Origin of the sequence: Bacillus subtilis subsp. subtilis str. 168 (assembly GCF_000009045.1) — a bacterium.
Classification (GTDB): Bacteria; Bacillota; Bacilli; order Bacillales; family Bacillaceae; genus Bacillus; species Bacillus subtilis.
In genome coordinates, this window is sequence record NC_000964.3 from 1,687,187 (window position 1) to 1,712,813 (window position 25,627).

The 25,627-nt window shown below is 41.1% G+C and carries 30 protein-coding genes; all 30 read left to right on the top strand.

Annotated features, from left to right (window positions below; all coding sequences use genetic code 11):
* The 30 genes from codV to cheB all read left to right on the top strand — a co-directional run bounded on the left by codV (position 1) and on the right by cheB (position 25,623).
* Positions 1-915, top strand: coding sequence for a site-specific tyrosine recombinase for chromosome partitioning (codV, locus tag BSU_16140; protein ID NP_389496.1), 915 nt, complete (start codon positions 1-3; stop codon positions 913-915).
* 12 nt (positions 916-927) lie between these two features.
* Positions 928-1,473 carry a two-component ATP-dependent protease (N-terminal serine protease) gene (gene clpQ / locus BSU_16150; RefSeq protein NP_389497.1) on the top strand — a complete coding sequence of 182 codons (546 nt, stop codon included), beginning with the start codon at positions 928-930 and terminating at the stop codon, positions 1,471-1,473.
* Between the two features lie 16 nt (positions 1,474-1,489).
* Positions 1,490-2,893, top strand: a complete 1,404-nt coding sequence (gene clpY, locus BSU_16160; protein NP_389498.1) for a two-component ATP-dependent protease (ATPase and chaperone) — start codon at positions 1,490-1,492, stop codon at positions 2,891-2,893.
* Positions 2,894-2,932: 39 nt separating this feature from the next.
* Entirely contained in the window at positions 2,933-3,712 is a 780-nt protein-coding gene (gene codY / locus BSU_16170; RefSeq protein ID NP_389499.1) for a transcriptional regulator, GTP and BCAA-dependent, read from the top strand.
* Between the two features lie 379 nt (positions 3,713-4,091).
* Positions 4,092-4,481 carry a flagellar component of cell-proximal portion of basal-body rod gene (flgB, locus tag BSU_16180; protein NP_389500.1) on the top strand — a complete coding sequence of 130 codons (390 nt, stop codon included), beginning with the start codon at positions 4,092-4,094 and terminating at the stop codon, positions 4,479-4,481.
* Positions 4,481-4,933: a flagellar component of cell-proximal portion of basal-body rod gene (flgC, locus tag BSU_16190; RefSeq protein NP_389501.1), complete on the top strand. Its 453-nt coding sequence runs from the start codon at positions 4,481-4,483 to the stop codon at positions 4,931-4,933. Before flgB ends, flgC begins: the two co-directional genes overlap by 1 nt.
* A gap of 10 nt (positions 4,934-4,943) precedes the next feature.
* Complete coding sequence (gene fliE, locus BSU_16200) at positions 4,944-5,264, top strand: flagellar basal body protein (RefSeq protein ID NP_389502.1); 321 nt, start codon at positions 4,944-4,946, stop codon at positions 5,262-5,264.
* 45 nt (positions 5,265-5,309) lie between these two features.
* On the top strand, positions 5,310-6,920 hold the full coding sequence (gene fliF / locus BSU_16210) for a flagellar basal-body M-ring protein (protein NP_389503.1): 1,611 nt from the start codon (positions 5,310-5,312) through the stop codon (positions 6,918-6,920).
* Positions 6,921-6,932: 12 nt separating this feature from the next.
* Positions 6,933-7,949 (top strand): flagellar motor switching and energizing component, encoded by a 1,017-nt coding sequence (fliG, locus tag BSU_16220; protein ID NP_389504.1) that lies wholly within the window; start codon positions 6,933-6,935, stop codon positions 7,947-7,949.
* A 118-nt stretch (positions 7,950-8,067) separates the two neighbouring features.
* Complete coding sequence (gene fliH, locus BSU_16230) at positions 8,068-8,694, top strand: flagellar export apparatus subunit of cytoplasmic ATPase (protein ID NP_389505.2); 627 nt, start codon at positions 8,068-8,070, stop codon at positions 8,692-8,694.
* Positions 8,691-10,007 (top strand): flagellar-specific ATPase subunit of export apparatus, encoded by a 1,317-nt coding sequence (gene fliI, locus BSU_16240; RefSeq protein ID NP_389506.2) that lies wholly within the window; start codon positions 8,691-8,693, stop codon positions 10,005-10,007. Before fliH ends, fliI begins: the two co-directional genes overlap by 4 nt.
* A 2-nt stretch (positions 10,008-10,009) precedes the next feature.
* Positions 10,010-10,453: a flagellar synthesis rod subunit of export ATPase gene (fliJ, locus tag BSU_16250; protein NP_389507.1), complete on the top strand. Its 444-nt coding sequence runs from the start codon at positions 10,010-10,012 to the stop codon at positions 10,451-10,453.
* An 11-nt stretch (positions 10,454-10,464) separates the two neighbouring features.
* A complete protein-coding gene (ylxF, locus tag BSU_16260; RefSeq protein ID NP_389508.2) occupies positions 10,465-11,079 on the top strand; it encodes a putative kinesin-like protein in 615 nt (204 codons plus the stop codon).
* A 12-nt stretch (positions 11,080-11,091) separates the two neighbouring features.
* Positions 11,092-12,555: a flagellar hook-length control protein (ruler) gene (fliK, locus tag BSU_16270; protein ID NP_389509.2), complete on the top strand. Its 1,464-nt coding sequence runs from the start codon at positions 11,092-11,094 to the stop codon at positions 12,553-12,555.
* The gene (gene flgD, locus BSU_16280) at positions 12,552-12,974 is read left to right on the top strand and encodes a flagellar hook capping protein (RefSeq protein ID NP_389510.1); all 423 of its coding nucleotides are present in this window, start codon (positions 12,552-12,554) and stop codon (positions 12,972-12,974) included. The genes fliK and flgD overlap by 4 nt, the downstream gene beginning before the upstream one ends.
* A 21-nt stretch (positions 12,975-12,995) precedes the next feature.
* Positions 12,996-13,790 (top strand): flagellar hook protein, encoded by a 795-nt coding sequence (gene flgE, locus BSU_16290; RefSeq protein ID NP_389511.2) that lies wholly within the window; start codon positions 12,996-12,998, stop codon positions 13,788-13,790.
* 39 nt (positions 13,791-13,829) lie between these two features.
* Positions 13,830-14,045, top strand: a complete 216-nt coding sequence (gene swrD / locus BSU_16299) for a flagellar power transducer required for swarming (RefSeq protein ID YP_003097728.1) — start codon at positions 13,830-13,832, stop codon at positions 14,043-14,045.
* Complete coding sequence (gene fliL, locus BSU_16300) at positions 14,042-14,464, top strand: flagellar basal-body (stator) associated protein (RefSeq protein NP_389512.1); 423 nt, start codon at positions 14,042-14,044, stop codon at positions 14,462-14,464. Before swrD ends, fliL begins: the two co-directional genes overlap by 4 nt.
* Positions 14,465-14,497: 33 nt before the next feature.
* Positions 14,498-15,496, top strand: coding sequence for a flagellar motor switching and energizing component (gene fliM, locus BSU_16310; protein ID NP_389513.1), 999 nt, complete (start codon positions 14,498-14,500; stop codon positions 15,494-15,496).
* The gene (gene fliY / locus BSU_16320) at positions 15,486-16,622 is read left to right on the top strand and encodes a flagellar motor switching and energizing phosphatase (protein NP_389514.1); all 1,137 of its coding nucleotides are present in this window, start codon (positions 15,486-15,488) and stop codon (positions 16,620-16,622) included. The genes fliM and fliY overlap by 11 nt, the downstream gene beginning before the upstream one ends.
* Positions 16,623-16,647: 25 nt before the next feature.
* Positions 16,648-17,010 (top strand): regulator of chemotaxis and motility, encoded by a 363-nt coding sequence (cheY, locus tag BSU_16330; RefSeq protein NP_389515.1) that lies wholly within the window; start codon positions 16,648-16,650, stop codon positions 17,008-17,010.
* A 14-nt stretch (positions 17,011-17,024) separates the two neighbouring features.
* Positions 17,025-17,684 (top strand): flagellar regulatory protein, encoded by a 660-nt coding sequence (gene fliZ / locus BSU_16340; protein ID NP_389516.1) that lies wholly within the window; start codon positions 17,025-17,027, stop codon positions 17,682-17,684.
* The gene (fliP, locus tag BSU_16350; protein NP_389517.1) at positions 17,677-18,342 is read left to right on the top strand and encodes a component of the flagellar export machinery; all 666 of its coding nucleotides are present in this window, start codon (positions 17,677-17,679) and stop codon (positions 18,340-18,342) included. The genes fliZ and fliP overlap by 8 nt, the downstream gene beginning before the upstream one ends.
* Before the next feature lie 14 nt (positions 18,343-18,356).
* Positions 18,357-18,626, top strand: coding sequence for a component of the flagellar export machinery (gene fliQ, locus BSU_16360; RefSeq protein ID NP_389518.1), 270 nt, complete (start codon positions 18,357-18,359; stop codon positions 18,624-18,626).
* Positions 18,627-18,633: 7 nt separating this feature from the next.
* The gene (gene fliR / locus BSU_16370; RefSeq protein NP_389519.2) at positions 18,634-19,413 is read left to right on the top strand and encodes a component of the flagellar export machinery; all 780 of its coding nucleotides are present in this window, start codon (positions 18,634-18,636) and stop codon (positions 19,411-19,413) included.
* Positions 19,413-20,495: a component of the flagellar export machinery gene (gene flhB, locus BSU_16380; RefSeq protein ID NP_389520.1), complete on the top strand. Its 1,083-nt coding sequence runs from the start codon at positions 19,413-19,415 to the stop codon at positions 20,493-20,495. The genes fliR and flhB overlap by 1 nt, the downstream gene beginning before the upstream one ends.
* A gap of 32 nt (positions 20,496-20,527) precedes the next feature.
* A complete protein-coding gene (gene flhA, locus BSU_16390) occupies positions 20,528-22,561 on the top strand; it encodes a component of the flagellar export machinery (RefSeq protein NP_389521.2) in 2,034 nt (677 codons plus the stop codon).
* A complete protein-coding gene (gene flhF / locus BSU_16400; protein ID NP_389522.1) occupies positions 22,561-23,661 on the top strand; it encodes a GTPase involved in the export of flagella and number regulation in 1,101 nt (366 codons plus the stop codon). The genes flhA and flhF overlap by 1 nt, the downstream gene beginning before the upstream one ends.
* Complete coding sequence (flhG, locus tag BSU_16410) at positions 23,652-24,548, top strand: ATPase affecting flagellar basal body localisation and number (protein NP_389523.1); 897 nt, start codon at positions 23,652-23,654, stop codon at positions 24,546-24,548. Before flhF ends, flhG begins: the two co-directional genes overlap by 10 nt.
* 1 nt (position 24,549) lies before the next feature.
* Positions 24,550-25,623 carry a methyl-accepting chemotaxis proteins (MCP)-glutamate methylesterase gene (gene cheB, locus BSU_16420; RefSeq protein NP_389524.2) on the top strand — a complete coding sequence of 358 codons (1,074 nt, stop codon included), beginning with the start codon at positions 24,550-24,552 and terminating at the stop codon, positions 25,621-25,623.
* Positions 25,624-25,627: the final 4 nt, after the last annotated feature.

Below are 25,627 nucleotides of genomic sequence, written 5' to 3' on the forward strand. Positions count from 1 at the left end.
ATGGAGAATGTTAAGAATTTCGTAAAGTTATTCGTTGAATATTTACAAATTGAAAAAAATTATTCACAATATACTATTGTGAATTATGTGGATTCAATTGAAGAATTCGAGACTTTCCTGCGCGTTCAAGGTATAAATGGATTTGAAGAAGCTGCATATCAAGATACTAGGATTTTTTTGACAGAAGCCTATGAAAAAGGTTTATCGAGAAGAACAATAAGCAAAAAGATATCTGCATTAAGAAGCTTTTATAAGTTTCTGATGCGGGAAAAGCTTATTGAAGAAAATCCGTTTCAGCTTGTTCATCTGCCAAAACAGGAGAAACGGATACCGAAGTTTCTATATCAAAAAGAGCTTGAGGAGCTGTTTGAAGTTTCAGATATAAGCCAGCCGGCCGGAATGAGGGATCAAGCGCTGTTAGAGCTGCTCTATGCCACTGGAATGAGGGTCAGTGAATGCTGTTCCATAACTATTAACGACGTTGATTTATTTATGGACACTGTGCTTGTTCACGGTAAAGGCAAGAAGCAGCGCTATATCCCCTTTGGGTCTTATGCCCGCGAAGCGTTGAAGGTATACATGAATAGCGGAAGACAGTGCTTGCTGATGAAGGCAAAAGAACCTCATGATCTATTATTCGTAAATCAAAGAGGCGGACCGCTTACAGCCCGTGGCATCAGACATATTTTAAGCGGGCTTGTTCAAAAAGCGTCAAGCACTTTACATATCCATCCGCATATGCTTCGACATACGTTCGCCACGCATCTGTTAAATGAAGGAGCGGATTTGAGAAGCGTTCAAGAACTGCTCGGGCATTCCAATCTGTCTTCTACACAGATATACACGCACGTTTCGAAGGAAATGTTGAGAAACACATATATGTCTCACCATCCAAGAGCATTTAAGAAAAATTAAAGGAGGCCCTTTATGTCATCTTTTCATGCGACCACAATATTTGCCGTACAGCATAAAGGACGAAGCGCTATGTCCGGAGACGGCCAAGTAACATTTGGTCAGGCTGTTGTCATGAAACACACGGCACGGAAAGTGAGAAAACTGTTTAACGGCAAAGTTCTTGCTGGTTTTGCGGGATCTGTTGCAGACGCTTTCACTTTATTCGAAAAGTTTGAAGCTAAGCTTGAAGAATATAACGGCAACTTAAAACGGGCGGCTGTTGAGCTTGCAAAGGAATGGCGCAGTGATAAAGTGCTAAGAAAGCTCGAAGCCATGCTGATTGTTATGAATCAGGATACTTTGCTTCTCGTATCGGGAACAGGCGAGGTGATCGAACCAGATGACGGCATTCTCGCGATTGGATCAGGAGGCAATTACGCTTTGGCAGCGGGAAGAGCACTGAAAAAGCATGCCGGGGAAAGCATGTCTGCAAGTGAGATTGCCAGAGCCGCGTTAGAAACAGCAGGCGAAATTTGTGTTTACACGAACGATCAAATCATACTGGAAGAGCTTGAATAGAAAGGACTTGAGGCGCATGGAAAAAAAACCGTTAACTCCTAGACAGATTGTAGATCGGTTAGACCAATATATTGTCGGTCAGCAAAATGCGAAAAAAGCTGTCGCCGTGGCATTAAGAAACCGCTATAGAAGAAGTCTTCTGGATGAAAAGCTGAAGGACGAGGTCGTTCCGAAAAACATTTTAATGATGGGTCCTACCGGCGTCGGGAAAACTGAAATTGCCAGACGAATCGCTAAGCTTTCAGGTGCGCCATTTATCAAAATTGAAGCTACTAAATTTACCGAAGTCGGCTATGTAGGCAGAGATGTTGAATCAATGGTCAGAGATCTTGTGGAGACTTCTGTTCGGCTTATAAAAGAAGAGAAAATGAATGAAGTAAAGGAACAGGCAGAAGAAAATGCAAACAAACGCATTGTTCGTCTGTTAGTTCCTGGGAAGAAAAAACAATCTGGTGTTAAAAATCCGTTTGAAATGTTTTTTGGAGGCAGCCAGCCGAATGGTGAAGATGAGGCGGAGAGCCAGGAAGAAGCAAACATCGAAGAAAAAAGAAAACGAATGGCGCATCAGCTGGCTTTAGGAGAGCTCGAAGACTACTATGTAACAGTAGAAGTCGAAGAACAGCAGCCTTCTATGTTTGACATGCTGCAGGGCTCGGGTATGGAGCAGATGGGTATGAACATGCAGGATGCGCTGAGCGGATTAATGCCAAAGAAAAAGAAGCGGCGCAAAATGACAGTCAGAGAAGCCAGAAAAGTCCTGACGAATGAAGAAGCAAGCAAACTCATCGATATGGATGAAGTCGGCCAGGAAGCTGTTCAGAGAGCAGAAGAGAGCGGGATTATCTTTATCGATGAGATTGATAAAATCGCAAAGAACGGCGGTGCATCTTCTTCTGCCGATGTTTCAAGAGAAGGTGTTCAGCGGGATATCCTTCCGATTGTTGAAGGTTCTACCGTTGTCACAAAATATGGTTCTGTAAAAACAGACCATGTATTATTTATTGCAGCAGGAGCGTTTCATATGGCCAAACCGTCTGATTTGATTCCTGAGCTGCAGGGGCGTTTCCCGATTCGTGTAGAACTGAACAAACTCACGGTAGACGACTTCGTGAGAATTTTGGTTGAGCCGGATAATGCGCTGCTGAAACAATATCAGGCATTATTGCAGACAGAAGGTATATCTCTTGAATTTTCTGACGAAGCTATTCATAAGATTGCTGAAGTTGCTTATCATGTGAACCAGGACACAGATAATATCGGTGCGAGACGCCTTCATACAATACTTGAACGCCTATTAGAAGATTTGTCGTTTGAAGCTCCAGATGTAACGATGGAGAAAATAACGATTACACCACAGTATGTCGAAGAAAAGCTCGGAACGATAGCCAAAAACAAAGATTTAAGTCAATTTATATTGTGAAAAATTTAATATGAGGAATGTTTAGGAGGATTATTTATCATGGCTTTATTACAAAAAACAAGAATTATTAACTCCATGCTGCAAGCTGCGGCAGGGAAACCGGTAAACTTCAAGGAAATGGCGGAGACGCTGCGGGATGTAATTGATTCCAATATTTTCGTTGTAAGCCGCAGAGGGAAACTCCTTGGGTATTCAATTAACCAGCAAATTGAAAATGATCGTATGAAAAAAATGCTTGAGGATCGTCAATTCCCTGAAGAATATACGAAAAATCTGTTTAATGTCCCTGAAACATCTTCTAACTTGGATATTAATAGTGAATATACTGCTTTCCCTGTTGAGAACAGAGACCTGTTTCAAGCTGGTTTAACAACAATTGTGCCGATCATCGGAGGCGGGGAAAGATTAGGAACACTTATTCTTTCGCGTTTACAAGATCAATTCAATGACGATGACTTAATTCTAGCTGAATACGGCGCAACAGTTGTCGGAATGGAAATCCTAAGAGAAAAAGCAGAAGAAATTGAAGAGGAAGCAAGAAGCAAAGCTGTCGTACAAATGGCTATCAGCTCGCTTTCTTACAGTGAGCTTGAAGCAATTGAGCACATTTTTGAGGAGCTTGACGGAAATGAAGGTCTTCTTGTTGCAAGTAAAATTGCTGACCGTGTCGGCATTACCCGTTCTGTTATTGTGAACGCACTCAGAAAGCTGGAGAGCGCCGGTGTTATCGAGTCTAGATCATTAGGAATGAAAGGTACTTATATCAAGGTACTAAACAACAAATTCCTAATTGAATTAGAAAATCTAAAATCTCATTAATCACAAAAAGAACCCTTTTTGAGGGTTCTTTTTTTATTTCAAATAAAGGAAATCAATAAGCTTTATTTCCTGGGTTGAAAGTCTTTCTATGTAATAATTTTAATAAATTTTGCATTTTTCTTCAAAAAGTTTCAAAAATGCCGAAAAGAAAGGAGAAAAAACAGAAATTCTGCTATTTTCAGGCTTATATCAAGGCGAGAAATGTAGTTCTAACAATCTAGGACTTTATACCTAGTTGCAAAATAGATAATTGTGAGGACATTTTTTTACACGAACTTCATAGACTTTATGCCTGTTATTTCTTACAATAAGCATATAGTTTTACAATTCTCGACAAGGATATTGAGGGTGAAAAAAACTGAAATGGAGGTAAGTGGATTTGAGCTTATTTTCTGGAACGATACAAAATCTTGAAAATGCCTTGAGCAGAGCGGATATTAAGCAAAAAGTCATAACTAATAATATCGCCAATATAGATACACCGAACTATAAGGCAAAAAAAGTCTCTTTCCAAAATTTATTAGATCAAGAATCCTCGCGTCTTGAAGCGATAAAAACAGACTATCGTCATGTTGATTTTTCTGATACTGATTCGAATTATTCAATTGTTGCGAGCGGAGATACATCGTATCAGCAAAACGGAAACAATGTTGATGTTGACAAAGAGATGACAGAATTGGCGCAAAATCAAATCAACTATCAAGCTTTGGTTGAAAGAATGAACGGTAAATTTAATTCGCTGAAGACCGTATTAACAGGAGGAAAATGATGACAGCTTTTCATAGCTTAAATGTTTCAGCATCGGCTTTAACAGCTCAGCGAGTCAGAATGGACGTTGTATCATCTAACTTAGCAAATATGGATACGACAAGAGCTAAGCAGGTGAATGGAGAGTGGGTGCCTTACAGAAGAAAAATGGTTTCCCTTCAGTCAAAAGGTGAATCGTTCTCTTCCATTCTCAATTCTCAAATGAGCGGAAGCGGGAATGCTGGAAACGGTGTGAAGGTTTCAAAAATTACGGAGGATGATTCGGATTTTAATCTTGTCTATGATCCGACAGACCCTGATGCAAACGCTGAAGGATATGTACAAAAGCCTAATGTTGATCCATTAAAGGAAATGGTTGATCTTGTCAGCAGCACTAGATCATACGAGGCGAATGTCACGGCGATGAATGCCACAAAGGGAATGCTGATGAAGGCGTTAGAAATCGGAAAGTAGGTGAATGAATGTGATTAATGCAATTTCTCCTTTTCAGGTTCAAAATACTCAAAACACTCAAAATGCAACAAATCAAGTAAACAATAGCCAAAAAACAGATTCTTCAAATCAAACAAGCTTTTCGGAGCTTTTAAAAAACTCTATTAGTTCGTTAAATGAGTCCCAAGTAGCTTCTGACAACATGACTAATGCCTTGGCTGCAGGAAAAGATGTAAATCTTGATGAGGTCATGATCGCTGCTCAAAAAGCTAGCATCTCTCTAACTGCAGCAACAGAGTTCCGCAATAAAGCTGTGGAAGCTTATCAGGAGATTATGAGAATGCAAATGTAGGGGGTCTGACGATTTAGAGAAAGAGTGGAATGACCGGGGGTTAACATGAATCGTACTCTAATGCAAATGAAAAACAAAACGAGTGAGTTTTGGAAAAATAGATCTAAATTACAAAAGATTTTAATGGTTAGTGCTTTAGCGGCAATTATTATTATTGGAATTATTATTAGTGTTTTTGCTTCAAATTCTAAAATGGCGCCGCTGTACAAAGATTTGTCTGCCGAAGAAGCAGGACAAATCAAAGAAGAATTGGATGCAAAAAAAGTGCCAAACGAACTTTCGAATGGCGGTACAGTGATTAGTGTTCCGGAGGATCAGGTTGATTCTTTGAAAGTGCAGATGGCTGCAGAAGGACTTCCTAAAACGGGATCAATTGATTATTCGTTTTTTGGACAGAATGCCGGCTTTGGTTTGACAGACAATGAGTTTGATATGGTGAAAGTGAAAGCTACACAGACAGAACTGTCAAACTTGATCAATGAAATGGACGGTATTAAAAATTCAAAAGTAATGATTAATCTCCCGAAAGACGCTGTGTTTGTCGGTGAAGAGCAATCTGCAGCATCTGCATCAATCGTTTTGCAGATTCAACCGGGTTATACACTTGATCAAAGCCAAATCAACGGATTATATCATCTGGTATCTAAAAGCGTGCCAAACCTAAAAGAAGATAACATCGTCATCATGGACCAAAATTCTACATACTACGACAAATCAGACAGCGATGCAGGGTCCTACGCGGATAGTTATTCTTCTCAGCAAGGAATTAAGTCTCAAGTTGAAAAAGACATTCAAAAACATGTACAGTCACTGCTGGGTACGATGATGGGCCAAGATAAAGTCGTTGTCTCCGTTACAGCAGACATTGATTTCACAAAAGAAAATCGGACAGAAGACATTGTCGAACCTGTGGATAAAGAAAACATGGAAGGCATTGCAGTCAGCGCTGAAAAGGTATCTGAAACATATCAGGGCGACGGTGCAGCCAACGGCGGAACTGCCGGAACCGGCGAGGAAGATGTTACAAATTATAAGGCTGACGGTGAAAATACCGAAAGCGGGAACTACGAAAAAAACAGCAACAAAATCAATTACGAGGTTAACCGAATTCATAAAGAAATCGCTGAAAGTCCTTATAAGGTCAGAGATTTAGGGATTCAAGTAATGGTAGAGCCGCCTGATGCCAAAAACACTGCGTCGCTATCAACTGAAAGACAGGATGATATACAAAAAATCCTTTCAACTGTAGTCAGAACATCTTTGGATAAAGATGAAACGCAAAATCAGAATTTATCTGATGCTGATATCAATAATAAGATTGTTGTTTCCGTTCAGCCATTCGACGGAAAAGTCAATTTGGATACAAATACGGAAGAATCCTCAGGTATCCCGCTGTGGGCATATATTGTAGGCGGTGTTTTAATCGCAGCGATCATTGTTCTGATCATTATGCTTATCAGAAAGAAACGGGCGCAAGAGGATGAATTTGAGGAATATGAGTATGAGGTTCCTCAAGAACCAATCAATTTGCCTGATATCAACGAAGAGGAAAATGAAACAGCGGAATCAGTCAGACGAAAACAGCTTGAAAAGATGGCGAAAGACAAGCCGGAAGATTTTGCAAAACTGCTGAGAAGCTGGCTGGCCGAGGATTAGGAGGAATTAGAAATGGCGAGACGTGATCAAGATAAGCTTACAGGAAAACAAAAAGCAGCCATTCTCATGATTTCCTTGGGGTTAGATGTGTCAGCTTCTGTCTATAAGCACTTAACCGATGAAGAAATTGAAAGGCTTACTCTGGAAATATCAGGTGTTCGAAGCGTCGATCATCAAAAAAAGGATGAAATCATAGAAGAATTTCATAATATAGCCATTGCGCAAGATTATATTTCTCAAGGCGGTTTAAGCTATGCAAGACAAGTTCTGGAAAAGGCGCTTGGAGAGGATAAGGCGGAGAACATTCTAAACAGGCTGACTTCTTCTTTGCAGGTTAAACCATTTGATTTTGCCAGAAAAGCGGAGCCAGAACAAATTTTGAATTTTATCCAGCAAGAGCATCCGCAGACGATGGCGTTAATCTTGTCTTATTTAGATCCAGTGCAGGCCGGGCAAATTTTATCCGAGCTGAACCCTGAAGTGCAGGCTGAGGTTGCGAGAAGAATCGCGGTCATGGATAGAACGTCTCCAGAAATAATTAACGAGGTAGAACGGATTCTGGAACAAAAATTATCTTCTGCATTTACTCAGGATTATACACAAACAGGCGGAATTGAAGCTGTTGTGGAAGTGTTAAACGGGGTAGACAGAGGGACAGAGAAGACGATCTTGGATTCATTGGAAATTCAGGATCCCGATCTTGCTGAAGAGATTAAAAAGCGGATGTTTGTCTTCGAAGATATTGTCACACTTGATAACCGTGCAATTCAGAGAGTCATTCGCGATGTTGAGAACGACGATTTGCTCCTTTCATTAAAGGTTGCAAGCGAGGAAGTCAAAGAAATTGTGTTCAACAATATGTCACAGCGTATGGTTGAAACCTTCAAAGAAGAAATGGAGTTTATGGGCCCTGTACGTTTGAAAGATGTAGAAGAAGCTCAATCAAGAATTGTAAGCATCGTCAGAAAGCTTGAAGAAGCCGGTGAAATTGTAATAGCAAGAGGCGGAGGGGATGATATTATTGTCTAATATCATTAAACAAGAATCATCTATTTCTCCACAAAAGGAAAAAAGAAAACTTTCTATACAAGAGGTGCGTATTGATCATTCTCACCTTTTGCAGGCTGAAGAGAACCCGGAGGCGCTTATGGCCCGAGTGAAAGAGGAAGCTGACCGGATTTCTGAGCAGGCAAACAGTCATATAGAAAATATTCGCCGTCAAATTGAACAGGAGAAAAACGATTGGGCGGCTGAAAAACAGAAGCTTATTGAAGAAGCAAAAGCCGAGGGCTTTGAACAAGGAGTAGCGCTGGGCAAAGCTGAGGCAATGAAACAGTATGCAGAACTGATCGGCCAAGCAAACAGTATAACTGAAATGTCCAGAAAAGCTGTTGAGGACAAGCTTGAAGACGCTAATGAAGAAATCGTTGAGCTTGCCGTTGCCCTAGCAAAAAAAGTTTGGCAGCAAAAGTCTGATGATAAAGAGGCTTTCCTCCTGCTTGTACAACAGGTTATAAACGAAGTGAAGGAATATGACGATATATCAATTTATGTTGATCCATATTACTATGAGACAATCTTTCAGCAAAAAGATGAAATCCAGCAGCTTCTTTATAAAGAATGTCGGCTTGGCATATATGCTGATGAAAAAGCTCAAAAAGGAACCTGTTATATTGAAACTCCTTTTGGCAGGGTAGATGCGAGTGTTGACACACAATTGATGCAATTGAAAGATAAACTTCTGACAGCGCTGGAAGCAGGTGCAGCTGAATGAAGACACAGAGTCTGATAGATTGTATAGAAATGACAGACTCGTATAAACGGTACGGAAAAGTCAAGCGGGTAATCGGCTTGATGATTGAATCAAAAGGGCCAGCAAGCTCAATTGGTGACCTGTGCCTGATTTATGCAAAAGGACAGTCTGGGAAAGTCATTAAAGCTGAGGTAGTCGGCTTCCAGGAAGAAAATATTTTGCTTATGCCTTATTTAGAGGCTGCGAGCATTGCACCTGGCAGCATTGTAGAAGCTACTGGGGAATCACTTCGGGTTAAAGTTGGGACCGGACTGATCGGACAAGTCATCGATGCTTTTGGAGAACCGCTTGACGGAAAGCTTCTGCCGAAAGGGCTTTCGCCTGTATCAACGGAGCAATCACCGCCTAACCCGATGAAACGGCCGCCTATCCGTGAAAAGATGGGTGTTGGAGTCAGATCAATTGACAGCTTGCTGACAGTCGGTAAAGGCCAGCGGATTGGAATTTTTGCAGGAAGCGGTGTCGGAAAAAGCACCTTAATGGGGATGATCGCCAAGCAGACAGAGGCTGACTTAAACGTCATTGCACTTGTCGGAGAACGCGGACGAGAGGTTCGGGAGTTTATTGAAAAAGATCTGGGGAAAGAGGGGCTGAAACGATCGATTGTAGTCGTTGCCACCTCAGACCAGCCAGCATTAATGAGATTGAAAGCGGCATATACAGCGACTGCAATTGCCGAGTATTTCCGAGATAAAGGCCAAAATGTCATGTTTATGATGGATTCTGTTACAAGGGTGGCAATGGCGCAGCGAGAGATTGGACTGGCTGCAGGAGAGCCTCCGACGACAAAAGGCTATACACCTTCAGTGTTCGCTATTTTACCTCGTTTACTAGAACGAACAGGTGCAAACGAGCATGGAACCATTACGGCATTTTATACAGTGTTGGTAGATGGGGATGACATGAATGAGCCGATTGCCGATACCGTACGCGGAATTTTAGACGGGCATATTGTGTTGGACAGGGCGCTTGCCAATAAAGGCCAGTTTCCTGCAGTTAACGTACTAAAAAGCATCAGCAGGGTGATGTCAAACATTTCAACAAAACAGCATCTGGATGCGGCAAATAAATTCCGTGAACTTTTATCGACATATCAAAATTCGGAAGATCTCATTAATATCGGAGCTTACAAAAGAGGATCATCCAGAGAAATTGATGAAGCGATACAATTTTATCCGCAGCTTATTCAATTTTTAAAGCAGGGAACAGACGAACCGGCTTTATTGGAAGAAAGCATTGCTGCATTAACTAGTTTGACAGGAAATGAGGAATAAACGTGGCTTATCAATTTAGATTCCAAAAGCTGCTGGAACTAAAAGAAAATGAAAAAGACCAATCCTTATCCGAATATCAGCAATCAGTTTCTGAATTTGAAAACGTTGCTGAAAAATTATATGAGAATATGAGCAAAAAGGAATTGCTGGAACAAAATAAGGAAAAGAAATTAAAAAGCGGCATGAGTGTACAAGAAATGAGGCACTACCAACAATTTGTCTCAAATCTTGATAATACGATCTATCACTATCAAAAGCTTGTCATTATGAAAAGAAATCAAATGAATCAAAAACAAGAAATTTTGACAGAGAAAAACATTGAAGTGAAAAAGTTTGAAAAAATGCGTGAAAAACAGTTTAAAATGTTTGCTCTTGAAGATAAAGCTGCAGAAATGAAAGAAATGGACGATATTTCGATTAAGCAGTTTATGATTCAAGGCCATTAGGAGCGAATGTAATGTCCGGCAAAAAGAAAGAATCAGGTAAGTTCCGTTCGGTTTTGCTTATCATTATCCTCCCGCTGATGTTTCTATTAATCGCAGGGGGGATTGTTCTTTGGGCTGCTGGTATCAATGTCTTAAAGCCGATACAGGATGCTGCGGCAAAAACGCCGGTTCTTAAAGAATTGGTCCCTGAAACCGAAAATAAAAAAGGCGCAGCATCAAGTAAGGATAGCAGTAATACGGCAGCTCTGGAAAAGACCATTAAGGATCAAAAAAGTGAAATCAGTATATTGAATAAAGATTTAGAAACAAGTAAATCAGAAATCGACAGGCTCAATCAAAAGATCCGTTCACTTGAAAAGACGGCTGAGGATCAAAAAAAGTCATCAGAAGATCATACTGAAGGATCAGCAGACTCGAAAGCTTCTTCTGAAAATGACAAAGTGATCAGTGTGTACAAAAGCATGGACAGCGGAAAGGCTGCTAAAATTATTGCCCAATTAAAGGAGCAAGAAGCACTGAAAATATTGAATGGCCTAAGCAAAAAGCAGCTTGCTGACATATTGGCGAAAATGACTCCTGAGCAAGCAGCAACCTATACAGAAAAAATTGCTGCCAGCCAAGAATAGGGGGAATGAAAGGTGAAGCTGCTTGAATTAGCCGGACCTTTGCTGCAAACCACAACGGGTTCTGCCGCTAAAAACATGAAAAGTAGCCAGGGAGTTTTTCAAAACTGGCTTATGTCTGAGGCTGGATTGAAGGAACTTTCAGAACAAGGAAAGGGAACTCCTAATTCTGAAGATCAGCTTTTAGCAGATGCGCTTAAAAAGATCGGTGAATGGCTAAATGCAAGTCCTGAAGATCAAGACAAACAAAATGCGGATCTTTTGCAAACATTAAGCAAACTGACAGGGAAGCAATTGGATGCGAATGCTCTGCAAATGTTGCAAAATCTTTTGCAAGCAGTTGAATCAAAAATGTCAGGCGGGACGGATCAATTGCTCACAGAAACGGAGAAAATCTTTTCAGAAGCTAAAACGGCTCTGAGTGCCAATGATTCTGCTTCTGACATTAATGGAGCACTGAAGTCTGATAAAGAGCAATCAAATCAGGAAAATGAAGTATCCGAGCCTGCAAAAGAGCTTATCTATATCCAGATGTTCATTAGCCAGCTCGTAGAAGGGAATAAGCTGACTGATCTCGGGAATGGCAATGAAGCTCATGCCATTTACCAAAATGGAGATCAATTCCTTTCTGCATTAGAAAAGAAGGGTGTATCTCAACAACTAATTCAGGATCTTAAACAGCAAATATTCACTAAAGCTGAGTCAAGTTCAAAACTTTACTCGATGACAGCGTCAGAGCTGAAAAGTTTTCAAAGCTTAATGGATCAAATGTCTATGCTTCCTCAAAAAGGGACCAAAGAATGGAGTTTAGCTGAAAGCCAGCTGAAAGCCTTCTTGTTATCGAAATCATCCGAATCATCACAAGACTTTGGGAAGAGTGTTCTCACACCGCTCTCGCAGAGTTCATCCAGCAAAAATGCATCGGATGTTTCTGGAAGTATTCAGCCTGTAGATAGTAAATCAGGACTCCAAATGCTGTTTTCGGGGTATCGGGGCATAGGAGGAGTTCAAACACTTGATCTGCAGCAGATGTCATCTGATATACCAAATGCCGAAACAAAAACGGTGGCTGATCAAGTGATTAATGCGTGGAAGCAGATGAAATATACGCCTTTCGGCAGATCGACGGGAAGTTTCACTATTCGGCTGAACCCTGAACATTTAGGATTTGTCACAATCAAGCTGACAAATGAAAATGGAATGTTTCAGAGTAAAATCATAGCATCTAGCCAATCAGCAAAAGAATTGCTTGAACAGCATCTTCCTCAGCTGAAGCAATCATTGCCGAATATGGCCGTCCAAATTGACCGTTTTACTCTTCCGGTCCAAAGCGGGGATCAGCCGATATACGGCCAGCTTGCTGATGAACAGAAACAGCAGCAAGAGGGGCAGAGACAGCAAAGACAGAAAAAGCAATCAAATGATTTTGGCGATCTGCTCGATGAAGTGTCGATGGTTGAAATGGAGGAAGAAGAATGACTTCTATAAGTTCAGAATATAAACTGCCTGAAAAAACGAACACTGTGTCGACGAACAACAGCAGCTTGGGGAAAGACGAGTTTTTAAAAATATTAATGACTCAAGTTCAAAACCAAGATCCGCTTAACCCGATTGACGATAAAGAATTTATCAGCCAGATGGCGACTTTTTCAAGCTTGGAGCAAATGATGAATCTGAATACGACAATGACTCAATTCGTTGAAAACCAAGATCCGTTTACAACGTATGTTGATTGGATGGGAAAAGAAGTATCTTGGACTGATGGTAAAAGTGCAACAGATAAAACAGGCACAGTAAGCTCTGTTAAACATTTTAAAGGAAATTATTATCTCGTTCTTGATGATGGGACCGAGATCAGTCCTGCGAATGTCATGTCTGTGGGACAATCATCTAAATAAAAACATCTGGGGGAATATATTATGTTACGTTCACTTTATTCTGGAATCAGCGGTATGAAAAACTTTCAAACAAAGCTTGACGTAATCGGTAACAACATTGCCAACGTAAATACAGTAGGATTCAAAAAGAGCCGTGTGACCTTTAAAGATATGGTAAGCCAAACGATTGCCGGCGGTTCTGCTGCTGGTGCAACAATCGGCGGAACAAACTCTAAGCAAATCGGTTTAGGTTCATCATCTGGCACAATTGATACAATTCATTCAACAAGCGCGACACAAAGCACAGGAAGAACACTTGATTTAGCAATTGACGGCGACGGTTACTTCCGAATTGATACAGGTGACGGGACAGCTTATACAAGAGCAGGGAACTTCTATTTAGATAATACTGGAACACTGGTTACAGGTGATGGCTACCATGTACTAAATATGAATGGCGGAACAATTAAAATTCCTACTGATGCTCAAAGCTTTAGCATTGGTTCTGATGGAAAGGTGTCAATTGTTGATGCTGAGGGGAAAACACAAGACGGGGGACAAATCGGGATTGTTACTTTTGCCAACAGTGATGGATTGGATAAAATCGGAAGCAACCTATACCGTGAATCTTTAAACTCTGGAACGGCCAGTGCAGCGAACCAGCCTGGTGACGGCGGAACTGGTGCTCTTAAATCAGGATTTCTCGAAATGTCTAACGTCGATTTAACTGACGAATTTACTGAAATGATCGTAGCCCAGCGCGGATTCCAATCAAACTCAAAAATTATTACAACATCTGATGAAATCCTTCAAGAACTGGTTAACCTTAAACGTTAAGGAGGGAGGGGAGGCGAGTAATCGCTTCTCCGCTGTTTTATGATTAAAGTAACCCGTTTGAACGGGCAGCCCTTTACACTGAATGCGCTATTTATTGAACAGATTGAATGTTTTCCGGATACTACAATTACTCTGTCAAATGGTAAGAAGTTTGTAGTAAAAGAAGATGAAGAAGCTGTTCTGGAAAAGATCGCAGCTTTCTACCGAAAAATACAAATATTTGCAATGGATCAAGGAATAGAGGAACCGGAATGAAGAAAAAGTTAATGATCATATTACTAATTATTCTTATCGTAATTGGTGCTCTCGGGGCGGCGGCTTATTTTGTTTTAGGCGGAAAGTCCGAAAAAAGTGAAGCGAAAAAAAGTATTGATGAAATCGTTGCGTCTTCTGTTGATGTAGAAGAGATCACAACAAATTTAAAGTCTGATAACATTATCCGTCTTGCTATTAAACTTGAAACTGATTCTGATAAATCAAAAGAAGAACTTGAGAAACGTGATTTCCAAGTGAAAGACGCTGTTATATCACTGCTGGCTGATACGAATGCTGATCAGATTGAGGGAGACAAGGGAAAAGAAACCTTTAAGAAGGAACTAAAAGATAAAATAAATAGCTACCTCCAAGAAGGAAAAGTAGAAAAAGTGTATATTACCTCCTTTAATCTGCAATAAAGCATAATTTGACAGAATACGGAGGTGAGGAAAATGTCAGGAGAAGTTCTCTCCCAAAATGAAATAGATGCACTGCTCTCTGCAATATCAACTGGTGAAATGGACGCTGAAGAGCTGAAAAAAGAAGAAAAAGAGAAGAAAGTCAAGGTTTATGATTTCAAACGTGCGCTGCGGTTTTCTAAGGATCAGATCCGCAGTTTAACGAGAATTCATGACAATTTTGCAAGACTTCTTACCACTCATTTTTCTGCTCAGCTCAGAACCTATATTCACATATCTGTCAGTTCTGTTGATCAGGTTCCGTATGAGGAATTTATCAGATCGATTCCAAACATGACGATTCTGAATCTATTTGATGTTCATCCGATGGAAGGAAGAATTATGATGGAGGTCAACCCCACGATAGCTTATACGATGATGGATCGAGTCATGGGCGGGATTGGAATCAGTCATAACAAGGTTGACAGTTTGACAGAAATTGAAACAAAAATCATTTCTAATTTATTTGAAAATGCACTGGGTAATTATAAAGAAGCTTGGCAGTCAATTGCTGATATTGAACCGGAAATGACTGAGTTTGAAGTGAATCCGCAATTTGTTCAGATGGTATCTCCTAATGAAACAGTCGTGGTGATCTCGCTCAATACTCAAATTGGTGAAATCAGCGGTGTCATTAATCTCTGTATCCCGCATATTGTACTCGAGCCGCTCATACCGAAGCTTTCAGTCCACTATTGGATGCAATCAGACCGAAATGAGCCAAAGCCTGAGGAAACAAAGTCGCTTGAAAAACGTATCATGACAGCACAAATACCTGTCGTGGCCGAGCTCGGCACATCTGAACTGACGATAGAAGAGTTTTTAAGTTTAGAAGTCGGAGACTGCATAACTTTGGACAAATCAGTCACGGATCCTCTTACTGTATTGGTCGGAGATAAGCCGAAATTTTTAGGACAAGCCGGCCGGGTGAATCGAAAACAGGCAGTGCAAATTTTAGATCACGACATAAGAGGTGAACAAGATGGAGAATAATAGATTATCTCAAGATGAGATTGACGCGCTTCTTAACGGTACTGGCAGCACGCTTGATGAGCCAGAGATTCCGGAAGTAGATGACTTATCGGAAATGGAGCGTGATGCGATCGGTGAAATCGGTAATATTTCATTCGGCAGTTCTGCGACAGCACTGTCAACGCTTTTAAATCAAAAGGTCGATATTACGACTCCAAGCGTAACGGTCATTCCAAGAAGTAAAATCAGCGATGCGTTTCCTGAACCGTATGTAGCGATTGAAGTGAATTATACGGAGGGCTTCAGCGGAAGCAACCTGTTAGTCGTGGAACAAAGTGACGCGGCGATCATTGCGGACTTAATGATCGGGGGAGACGGAAAAGGTGCGGACCCTTCACTGGGTGAAATCCATTTAAGTGCGGTTCAAGAAGCAATGAACCAAATGATGGGATCGGCTGCCACATCAATGTCTACTGTATTCAGTAAAAAAATTGATATTTCACCTCCTCGGGTTGAATTGCTGGATGTTACTGAAGAAAAGGGTACAGACCGTATTCCTGATGATGAAATGCTGGTGAAAGTTTCTTTCAACTTAAAGGTGGGAGAATTAATAGACTCCAGCATTATGCAACTTTACCCATTGACATTTGCGAAAGATTTAATTTCAAGCCTTATGAACTCAGAAAGTGCAGAGGAAGAAGAAACGGTGCAGCCTGAAGTTACATACGAACAGCCGAAAGAGCCTGTGACGCCAGAGCCGCGTATTGAACCGAAGCAACAGCAGCAGCCGCCAAAAAGGCAGGGAACAGCAAAAAAAGCAGCGCCAGTTCAGGTTTCACCGGTGGAATTTTCCGCGTTTGATCCAAACGAAGCTGTACAAGCCCCTATTCATAATCTGGATATGCTTTTGGATATCCCGCTTTCGATTACTGTTGAGCTTGGCAGAACGAAGAGAAGCGTAAAAGAGATTTTAGAGCTTTCTGCCGGAAGTATTATCGAGCTTGATAAATTAGCCGGTGAGCCTGTAGATATTTTAGTTAATCAGCGTATCGTTGCCAAAGGCGAGGTCGTTGTCATTGAAGAAAACTTCGGAGTGAGAGTCACTGACATTTTAAGCCAGGCAGAGCGCATTAATAATTTAAAATAACGAAACACAAGGAGAGAGATAGATTATGGCACATAGAATTTTAATTGTAGATGACGCAGCATTTATGCGAATGATGATTAAAGATATTTTGGTTAAAAATGGTTTTGAAGTTGTGGCGGAAGCTGAAAATGGAGCACAAGCGGTAGAGAAATATAAAGAGCATTCACCTGACCTTGTTACTATGGATATCACGATGCCAGAAATGGATGGTATTACAGCATTAAAAGAAATTAAACAAATTGATGCGCAGGCAAGAATCATCATGTGTTCTGCTATGGGACAGCAATCAATGGTTATTGATGCCATTCAGGCCGGCGCTAAGGATTTCATTGTGAAACCTTTCCAGGCTGACCGTGTGCTTGAAGCAATCAACAAAACATTAAATTAAAGGGTGTACGACTGTTGAAAAAGAGTCAATATTTTATTGTTTTTATTTGTTTTTTCGTTTTATTCAGTGTACATCCGATTGCTGCTGCCGCGGCAGACTCTGATAATTCAACTGTAAACGAATGGTTTCAAAAGAAAGATGAAAAAACTGCAGATCAATCAGAGCAAAAGAAAGAAAAAACAACAAAAACTGCTGATGAGACGGAGGGAGCGGCTGCTCCTTCTGTCTCAGCTTTTGATTTTGTAAAGATGATTTTCGCTTTACTGTTTGTTATCGTGCTGATTTACGGGCTGGTTAAGCTCATGAACAAAAGAAATCGGCTCCTAAAGCCTTTTCAATATGTTGAAAATATTGGCGGCACATCGGTCGGTCAGAACAGATCCATACAATTGATCAAGGTCGGGAAAAGTGTGCTCGTCGTCGGTGTAGGAGAGACGATCCAGCTGCTGAAAGAAATTGAGGATGAAAAAGAGATTGAAGTCATTCTCAGTCAGCATGAAGAGGCAATGTCAAGCAAAATAGAGTGGCAAAAGTTTGTGAAGCCGCTTAAGAGTTCTGAACATCAGCCGCAGCAAAAACTGCCTTCATTTTCAAAAGCATTAAAAGAGCAACTTGAAGAGTTAAAACAAAACCGTTCTGAAGGAAAGAAGAAAGGCCCACGTCATCATGAATGAGTTTATAAATATTTTCAGTTCAAGCGATCCGGAAAACGTAAGTTCGACTGTTAAATTACTATTATTGTTAACTGTATTTTCAGTGGCGCCTGGAATATTGATTCTTATGACTTGTTTTACTCGCATCGTCATTGTTCTGTCATTTGTCAGAACTTCACTTGCGACGCAATCTATGCCCCCAAACCAGGTTCTAATCGGGCTTGCGCTGTTTTTAACATTTTTTATTATGGCTCCTACTTTTTCAGAAATTAATAAAGAAGCGCTGACCCCATTAATGGACAACAAAATCAGCTTGGATGAAGCGTATACGAAAGCTGAGGAACCGATTAAAGAATTTATGAGTAAACACACAAGGCAGAAGGATCTGGCGCTGTTTATGAATTACGCGAAAATGGATAAACCTGAATCATTAAAGGATATTCCGTTAACAACAATGGTTCCGGCTTTTGCCATATCGGAGCTTAAAACAGCATTTCAAATAGGTTTTATGATTTTTATCCCTTTTTTAATTATAGATATGGTAGTGGCGAGCGTCTTGATGTCAATGGGAATGATGATGCTGCCTCCAGTTATGATTTCTCTGCCCTTTAAAATATTACTTTTTGTTTTGGTAGACGGCTGGTATTTAATTGTGAAATCTTTGCTTCAGAGCTTTTAGGGTAGGTGCTAAACGTGAGTTCAGAATTTGTAATTTCTATGGCGGAAAAAGCCGTATACGTAACGCTGATGATCAGCGGGCCATTATTGGCTATTGCTTTACTGGTCGGTTTAATTGTCAGCATATTTCAGGCGACAACTCAAATCCAGGAACAGACTTTGGCGTTTATTCCGAAAATCGTGGCGGTTCTCCTGGCTCTCATTTTTTTTGGTCCGTGGATGCTGTCGACGATTCTTTCATTTACAACAGAGCTGTTTTCTAATTTAAATCGTTTTGCAGGGTAATGTAGAGATGAATTCAATTATTGACTTATTTCCTGCTTTTTTATTGGTTTTTATTAGAATCTCTGCTTTTTTTGTAACGATTCCGCTATTTGGACATCGAAATGTGCCAGCTGTTCATCGCATAGGTTTTGCTTTTTTTCTTGCGGTCATTTGTTTCAGCACCATTGATAAACCGCCCTCTTTGGAGATAGATGAGCACTATATGCTTTTGGCGTTTAAAGAAGCTTTGGTCGGCCTATGTCTGGGTTTAATTGCTTATATGATGATTGCCGCAGTGCAGATTGCCGGCTCGTTTATTGATTTTCAAATGGGATTTTCAATAGCAAACGTTATTGATCCGCAAACCGGTGCACAAAGTCCGTTGATTGGCCAGTTTATCTATACGATGGCACTTTTGTTTATGCTGAGTGTCAATGCCCACCATTTGTTGCTGGATGGTATTTACTACAGCTTTCAGTATATTTCAGTTGATCAGGCATTTCCGAATTTCGGCGATGAAAAGTTTGCCTATTTTATTGCGAAAAGCTTTAATGCAATGTTTATTATCGCTTTTCAAATGTCAGCGCCGGTTGTGGCCAGTTTGTTTCTAGTTGATTTAGCATTAGGTATCGTGGCTCGAACTGTTCCGCAGTTAAATGTATTTGTGGTCGGTCTGCCTTTAAAGATCGCTGTCAGTTTCATTATGCTCATTGTATGTATGTCCGTTATCTTCGTCGTTGTCCGGAATGTTTTCAGTTTAACGATTGAAACGATGCGGAATCTTTTAGCATTGGTCGGTGTTTCTTAATGAAGCTTAGAGTTGACCTGCAGTTTTTTGCGGGAGAGAAGACAGAAAAAGCCACTCCGAAAAAACGGAAGGATACGCGAAAAAAAGGGCAGGTAGCCAAAAGCTCGGATGTCAATACCGCCGTTTCTTTACTGGTAATATTCCTTTCGCTTATTGCAATTGGTCCGTATATGAGAGACAGGCTGCTGTCATTCATAGAAACATTTTATACCGAATCGCTCACAATGAAGCTCTCAGAATCAAATGTGCATACATTGTTTGTCAGCTTATTAAAGGATATGGGCATGATACTCGCACCGATCTTGCTTGTTGCTCTTGTTGCAGGAGTCGTAAGCAACTATATGCAGGTTGGGTTCTTGTTTTCTGCTGAAGTGATACAGCCTAAGCTTGAAAAACTGGATCCGATCAAAGGCTTTAAACGAATATACAGTATGAGGGCGATTGTAGAGCTGATTAAATCAATTTTGAAAATCGTAGTCGTCGGTTTTGCGGCTTTTGCTGTGCTTTGGCTGCATTATGGAGAAATTCTCCGGCTTCCTCTCCTGACACCCGAAGAGGCACTTTCTTTCGTTTCAAAACTCACTTTGTGGATGGGACTAAGCGGTGCAGGTGCATTGTTGATTCTTGCTGGTCTCGACTATTTATATCAGAGATTTGACTATGAGAAAAATATCAAAATGTCAAAACAAGATATAAAAGATGAGTACAAAAAATCTGAAGGAGACCCGATTATCAAGTCTAAAATTAAACAAAGACAGCGGGAAATGGCGATGAGGCGGATGATGCAGGAAGTTCCAAAAGCAGATGTCATTATCACAAACCCGACTCACTATGCGATTGCTTTGAAATATGATGAAGAAAAAATGGACGCACCTTATATTGTTGCAAAAGGCGTCGACCACCTTGCGTTAAAAATCAGGAAAATTGCTAAAGAGCATGATGTCATGATGGTAGAAAACAGACCGCTTGCCCGTGCGTTATATGATCAAGTGGAAATTGACCAGGCAGTGCCGGAAGAATTTTTTAAAGTTTTAGCAGAAATTCTGGCTTACGTATATAAAACAAAACAAAAAGTATATTGAATTTTTCGATTTAAAAGGAGAGAAAAAACAGCATGTCAACAAGAGATTTATCCGTTTTAATAAGTGTTGTCCTCATTGTGGCGATGCTGGTGATTCCATTTCCTCCATGGCTGTTAAGTATTTTGATCATTATTAATATTTCTCTTGCGTTGATCGTGCTTCTCACCACAATGAATATGCAGGAAGCGCTTCAGTTTTCGATTTTTCCGTCACTGTTGCTGCTTTTGACCCTATTTCGTTTGGGCTTGAACGTCTCAACTACCCGTTCAATTCTTTCACACGGTGAGGGAGGTAAAGTCGTCGAGACTTTCGGAAATTTCGTTGTCGGCGGAAATGTATTAGTTGGACTCGTTGTATTTATCATCCTTATTATTATTCAGTTTATCGTCATTACAAAAGGTGCTGAACGTGTTTCCGAGGTTGCAGCAAGGTTTACGCTGGACGCAATGCCGGGGAAGCAGATGAGTATTGATGCTGATTTAAACGCAGGGATGATTACCGAACAGGAAGCGAAGCATCGCCGCGAAAAAGTGGCAAGAGAAGCAGACTTTTATGGAGCAATGGACGGTGCCAGTAAATTTGTAAAAGGTGACGCCATTGCCGGAATCATCATTGTGATGATCAATATTATTTTCGGAATCGTGATCGGAATGCTTCAGCAGGGCATGTCCATTCAAGAAGCTGCTTCACACTTTACGATGCTGACTGTAGGGGATGGAATTGTTTCGCAAATCCCGGCACTGTTAATTTCTACGGCTACGGGTATTGTGGTCACAAGAGCTGCATCTGAAGGAAACTTAGGGCATGACATTACAGGCCAGCTGTTTGCGTATCCAAAGCTTTTATACGTCGCAGCAGCTACGATCATGCTTTTAGGTATTTTCACTCCGATCGGCATCCTTCTGACGGGGCCGCTTGCGGGATTGCTTGCTTTTGGCGCATATACACTATCTAAATCAGGTAAGGAAAAAGAAGAAGTGGATGAGATTCTTGAGGAAGAGGCTGAGGTGGACGAGCTTAAAAGCCCTGAAAGTGTTGTTCAGCTTCTGCATATAGATCCGATAGAATTTGAGTTTGGATATGGCCTGATACCGCTTGCTGATGCCAATCAAGGCGGTGATTTATTAGACCGAATTGTTATGATACGCCGTCAGTTGGCTTTGGAACTCGGGCTTGTCATTCCTGTCGTGCGAATCAGAGATAATATAGCGTTGCAGCCTAATGAATACCGATTGAAAATTAAAGGAAACGAAGTAGCAAAAGGCGAGCTGTTGCTTGATCATTATTTAGCGATGTCGCCTACTCCTGAGGACGATCTCATTGAAGGGATTGAAACAGTGGAGCCTTCATTCGGACTGCCGGCTAAATGGATTAGCGAAGCGGTAAAGGATGAAGCCGACATGCTTGGTTATACAGTAGTTGATCCTGCATCAGTCGTTTCAACGCATATTACGGAGAAAATTAAGCAGCATGCCCACGAATTGATCGGAAGGCAGGAGACAAAACAGCTGATCGATCACTTGAAAGAATCGTATCCAGTCCTGGTTGAAGAGGTTACGCCGAATCCATTGTCTGTCGGTGATATTCAGAAAGTGCTTGCTAAGCTTTTAAAAGAAAAAGTTTCAATTCGAAACTTAGTAACGATTTTTGAAACACTTGCTGACTATGGGAAATTAACAACAGATTCTGATCTCTTGACAGAGTATACAAGACAAGCGCTTGCTAAACAAATTACAGCCCAGTTTGCCAAAGAAAATGAAGTGTTGAAGGTTGTTACTTGTTCCGGCCGTGTAGAAAAAGCAATAGCAGACGGTGTGCAGCAGACGGAACACGGGAACTATTTATCACTTGAACCAGATATTTCAGAAAGTATAGTGCGCTCTGTCGCCAAAGAAGCTGAACAGCTCTCATTACGTCAGGAAACCGCGATTCTTCTTTGCTCGCCGCCTGTCAGAATGTATGTGAAGCAGCTACTGGAACGGTACTTCCCTGATCTTCCGGTACTCTCTTATAACGAACTTGAGGCGAATGTTGAGGTACAAAGCATTGGAGTGGTGGATATTTAATGAAAATAAAAAAATTTACTGCTGCTTCAATGCAAGAAGCGGCACTTCTCATCAGAAAAGAGTTAGGTAATGAAGCGGTCATATTAAATTCGAAAAAAATTAAAAAGCGAAAATGGTTTGGCCTCGTCAACAAGCCTGCTGTTGAAGTAATCGCCGTATTGGATCAGGACTTTCTTGAGAAAAAAACGCCTCAGAAGGCAGCTGAACCGAAACAAACATTAAAAACTCCGGTCAGCAGTCCAAAAATAGAGGAGAGAACATATCCCCCTCAAATTCCGGCGCAACAGGAGCTAGGTGATTTTTCAGCATATCAATCTGTACTTCCTGAGCCGCTGCGAAAAGCAGAAAAGCTTTTGCAAGAAACAGGGATCAAAGAGTCTACGAAAACGAACACTCTGAAAAAATTGCTTCGCTTCTCTGTTGAAGCAGGCGGCTTGACTGAAGAAAATGTTGTCGGCAAACTTCAGGAAATACTATGCGATATGCTGCCCTCAGCAGACAAGTGGCAGGAGCCAATTCATTCAAAATATATCGTTCTCTTTGGTTCAACAGGGGCTGGTAAAACAACTACACTGGCTAAACTCGCAGCCATATCTATGCTTGAAAAACATAAAAAAATCGCTTTTATTACAACAGATACGTATCGTATTGCAGCTGTTGAACAGTTGAAAACATACGCTGAACTGCTGCAGGCTCCTCTGGAAGTTTGCTATACAAAAGAAGAATTTCAGCAGGCGAAGGAGCTATTTTCTGAGTATGATCATGTGTTTGTTGATACAGCTGGAAGAAACTTCAAAGACCCGCAATACATTGATGAACTGAAAGAAACGATTCCTTTTGAGAGCAGCATTCAGTCATTTCTTGTTTTATCCGCGACTGCAAAATATGAAGATATGAAGCATATTGTCAAACGGTTTTCATCCGTCCCTGTCAATCAGTATATTTTTACGAAAATAGATGAAACGACTTCCTTAGGTTCTGTATTTAATATACTGGCAGAATCAAAAATAGGTGTCGGGTTTATGACTAACGGCCAGAATGTGCCTGAGGATATACAGACTGTATCTCCACTTGGTTTTGTGAGGATGCTGTGCAGATGAACAGATATGACCAAGCAGCAACTTTACGGGCGAAAATGGAAAAACGTGAGCGCGTTCTGCCAATGGTTTATTCACAAAAAGCGAAGACACTTGCTGTCATCAGCGGCAAGGGCGGTGTCGGAAAATCCAATATTACCTTAAATATGGCACTTGCGCTGCAGGATAAAGGTAAGAAGGTGCTGCTCATCGACCTTGATATCGGGATGGGGAACATTGATATATTAATAGGAAATTCATCGTCTGCCACGATAATCGATGTTTTAACCGATCGTAAGCCTTTGCTGCAGTCATTATCCGTTGGCCCAAAGGGTTTGCGGTATATATCAGGGGGAACCGGTCTTGATGTGATGTTTCAGCTCGATCAGAGAAAATGGACGTTTTTTGCCAATGAACTTTCTCATGCATTAAGCCAGTTCGATTATGTGCTGTTTGACATGGGAGCAGGCTTATCAAAAGATCAACTGCCTTTTATTTTATCAGCAGAAGATATTTTGATTATTACAACTCCCGAGCCGACGGCCATTATGGACGCATACAGCGCTGTCAAGCACTTGGTTTTGACAGAAAATAAGCTTTCAATGAAGGTGGCTGTCAATCGGTGCCGTGACCAAAAGGAAGGGCTTGACGCTTTTGCCCGCCTCTCCCGTACAATTCATATGTTTTTGGATGTTCAGGTTCAGTTTGCCGGTTCCGTTTCTGACGATGTGATCGTGAGCAAAGCGGTTGTCGAACAGGTTCCTTTTTTCATAAAAAGCCCTCAGGCAAAAGCCAGCCGGTCAGTCCGTATTTTAGCGGACGCCTTGTTTGAAAGAGAAGAAACGAGACACAAAGAAGACAAACAGACATTTATTGAGAAATTATCTTCTTTTTTAATGAGGAGGGCTTAATTTGATTCGTGTGCTTGTAGTTGATGATTCAGCTTTTATGAGAAAAATGATAAGTGATTTTCTGACCGAAGAAAAGCAGATAGAAGTAATCGGAACTGCGAGAAACGGAGAAGAAGCGCTTAAGAAGATTGAATTATTAAAACCGGATGTTATTACTCTTGATGTTGAAATGCCGGTCATGAATGGGACAGATACGCTCCGCAAAATTATTGAGATTTATAACTTGCCGGTCATTATGGTGTCTAGCCAGACCGAGAAAGGTAAAGAATGCACAATTAATTGTTTGGAGATCGGTGCCTTTGACTTTATCACAAAGCCATCAGGCTCAATATCTCTGGATCTATACAAAATTAAAGAACAACTAGTTGAGCGTGTCGTCGCGGCAGGACTTTCCGGCAAGCGGAAACGTCCTGTTTCCCAGACAGTTCGGCCCGAACCTATTGTGCGTGCTGTCGTTAAGCCTGAATTAAGCAAACCGAAACCTGGCACGGGCAGACAAATTGTGTGTATCGGCACATCAACAGGCGGTCCACGGGCGTTACAAAAGGTGATACCGAAGCTCCCTAAGGATTTGAACGCACCAGTGGTTGTCGTTCAGCACATGCCTGAAGGGTTTACTGCTTCTTTGGCTGATCGGCTGAATCATTTATCTGACATTCAGGTAAAAGAAGCAAAAGATGGTGAAGCAGCTCTTAACGGCTGTGTTTACATAGCACCGGGCGGAAAAAACATATCCGTTATTAAAAACAGCGAAGGACTCCAGGTTGTGCTTGATAACCATGACACACCAAGCCGTCATAAACCATCTGCTGATTATTTATTCCGTTCTGTCGGGAAACTGACAGATTATGAAAAAGTAGCGGTTATCATGACCGGAATGGGCAGTGACGGCACTGCTGGACTAAAGGACATGCTAACAGCCGGCAATGTGAAAGCCATTGCGGAGTCTGAAGAATCTTGTGTCGTATACGGGATGCCAAAAGCTGCTGTTAAAGCGGGTCTCATTCATGAGATTAAACATGTGGAAGATATCGCAGCATCCATCACAAGCTGTGTGAAAAAAGAGAGGGTGTGATTCA

Bases quoted from the DNA above. Each gene is read 5' to 3' on its own strand.
- codV (NP_389496.1), top strand. From the start codon at position 1: ATGGAGAATGTTAAGAATTTCGTAAAGTTATTCGTTGAATATTTACAA.
- clpQ (NP_389497.1), top strand. From the start codon at position 928: ATGTCATCTTTTCATGCGACCACAATATTTGCCGTACAGCATAAAGGA.
- clpY (NP_389498.1), top strand. From the start codon at position 1,490: ATGGAAAAAAAACCGTTAACTCCTAGACAGATTGTAGATCGGTTAGAC.
- codY (NP_389499.1), top strand. From the start codon at position 2,933: ATGGCTTTATTACAAAAAACAAGAATTATTAACTCCATGCTGCAAGCT.
- flgC (NP_389501.1), top strand. From the start codon at position 4,481: ATGACAGCTTTTCATAGCTTAAATGTTTCAGCATCGGCTTTAACAGCT.
- fliF (NP_389503.1), top strand. From the start codon at position 5,310: ATGAATCGTACTCTAATGCAAATGAAAAACAAAACGAGTGAGTTTTGG.
- fliG (NP_389504.1), top strand. From the start codon at position 6,933: ATGGCGAGACGTGATCAAGATAAGCTTACAGGAAAACAAAAAGCAGCC.
- fliH (NP_389505.2), top strand. From the start codon at position 8,068: ATGGCCCGAGTGAAAGAGGAAGCTGACCGGATTTCTGAGCAGGCAAAC.
- fliI (NP_389506.2), top strand. From the start codon at position 8,691: ATGAAGACACAGAGTCTGATAGATTGTATAGAAATGACAGACTCGTAT.
- ylxF (NP_389508.2), top strand. From the start codon at position 10,465: ATGTCCGGCAAAAAGAAAGAATCAGGTAAGTTCCGTTCGGTTTTGCTT.
- flgD (NP_389510.1), top strand. From the start codon at position 12,552: ATGACTTCTATAAGTTCAGAATATAAACTGCCTGAAAAAACGAACACT.
- flgE (NP_389511.2), top strand. From the start codon at position 12,996: ATGTTACGTTCACTTTATTCTGGAATCAGCGGTATGAAAAACTTTCAA.
- swrD (YP_003097728.1), top strand. From the start codon at position 13,830: ATGATTAAAGTAACCCGTTTGAACGGGCAGCCCTTTACACTGAATGCG.
- fliL (NP_389512.1), top strand. From the start codon at position 14,042: ATGAAGAAAAAGTTAATGATCATATTACTAATTATTCTTATCGTAATT.
- fliM (NP_389513.1), top strand. From the start codon at position 14,498: ATGTCAGGAGAAGTTCTCTCCCAAAATGAAATAGATGCACTGCTCTCT.
- fliY (NP_389514.1), top strand. From the start codon at position 15,486: ATGGAGAATAATAGATTATCTCAAGATGAGATTGACGCGCTTCTTAAC.
- cheY (NP_389515.1), top strand. From the start codon at position 16,648: ATGGCACATAGAATTTTAATTGTAGATGACGCAGCATTTATGCGAATG.
- fliP (NP_389517.1), top strand. From the start codon at position 17,677: ATGAATGAGTTTATAAATATTTTCAGTTCAAGCGATCCGGAAAACGTA.
- fliR (NP_389519.2), top strand. From the start codon at position 18,634: ATGAATTCAATTATTGACTTATTTCCTGCTTTTTTATTGGTTTTTATT.
- flhB (NP_389520.1), top strand. From the start codon at position 19,413: ATGAAGCTTAGAGTTGACCTGCAGTTTTTTGCGGGAGAGAAGACAGAA.
- flhA (NP_389521.2), top strand. From the start codon at position 20,528: ATGTCAACAAGAGATTTATCCGTTTTAATAAGTGTTGTCCTCATTGTG.
- flhF (NP_389522.1), top strand. From the start codon at position 22,561: ATGAAAATAAAAAAATTTACTGCTGCTTCAATGCAAGAAGCGGCACTT.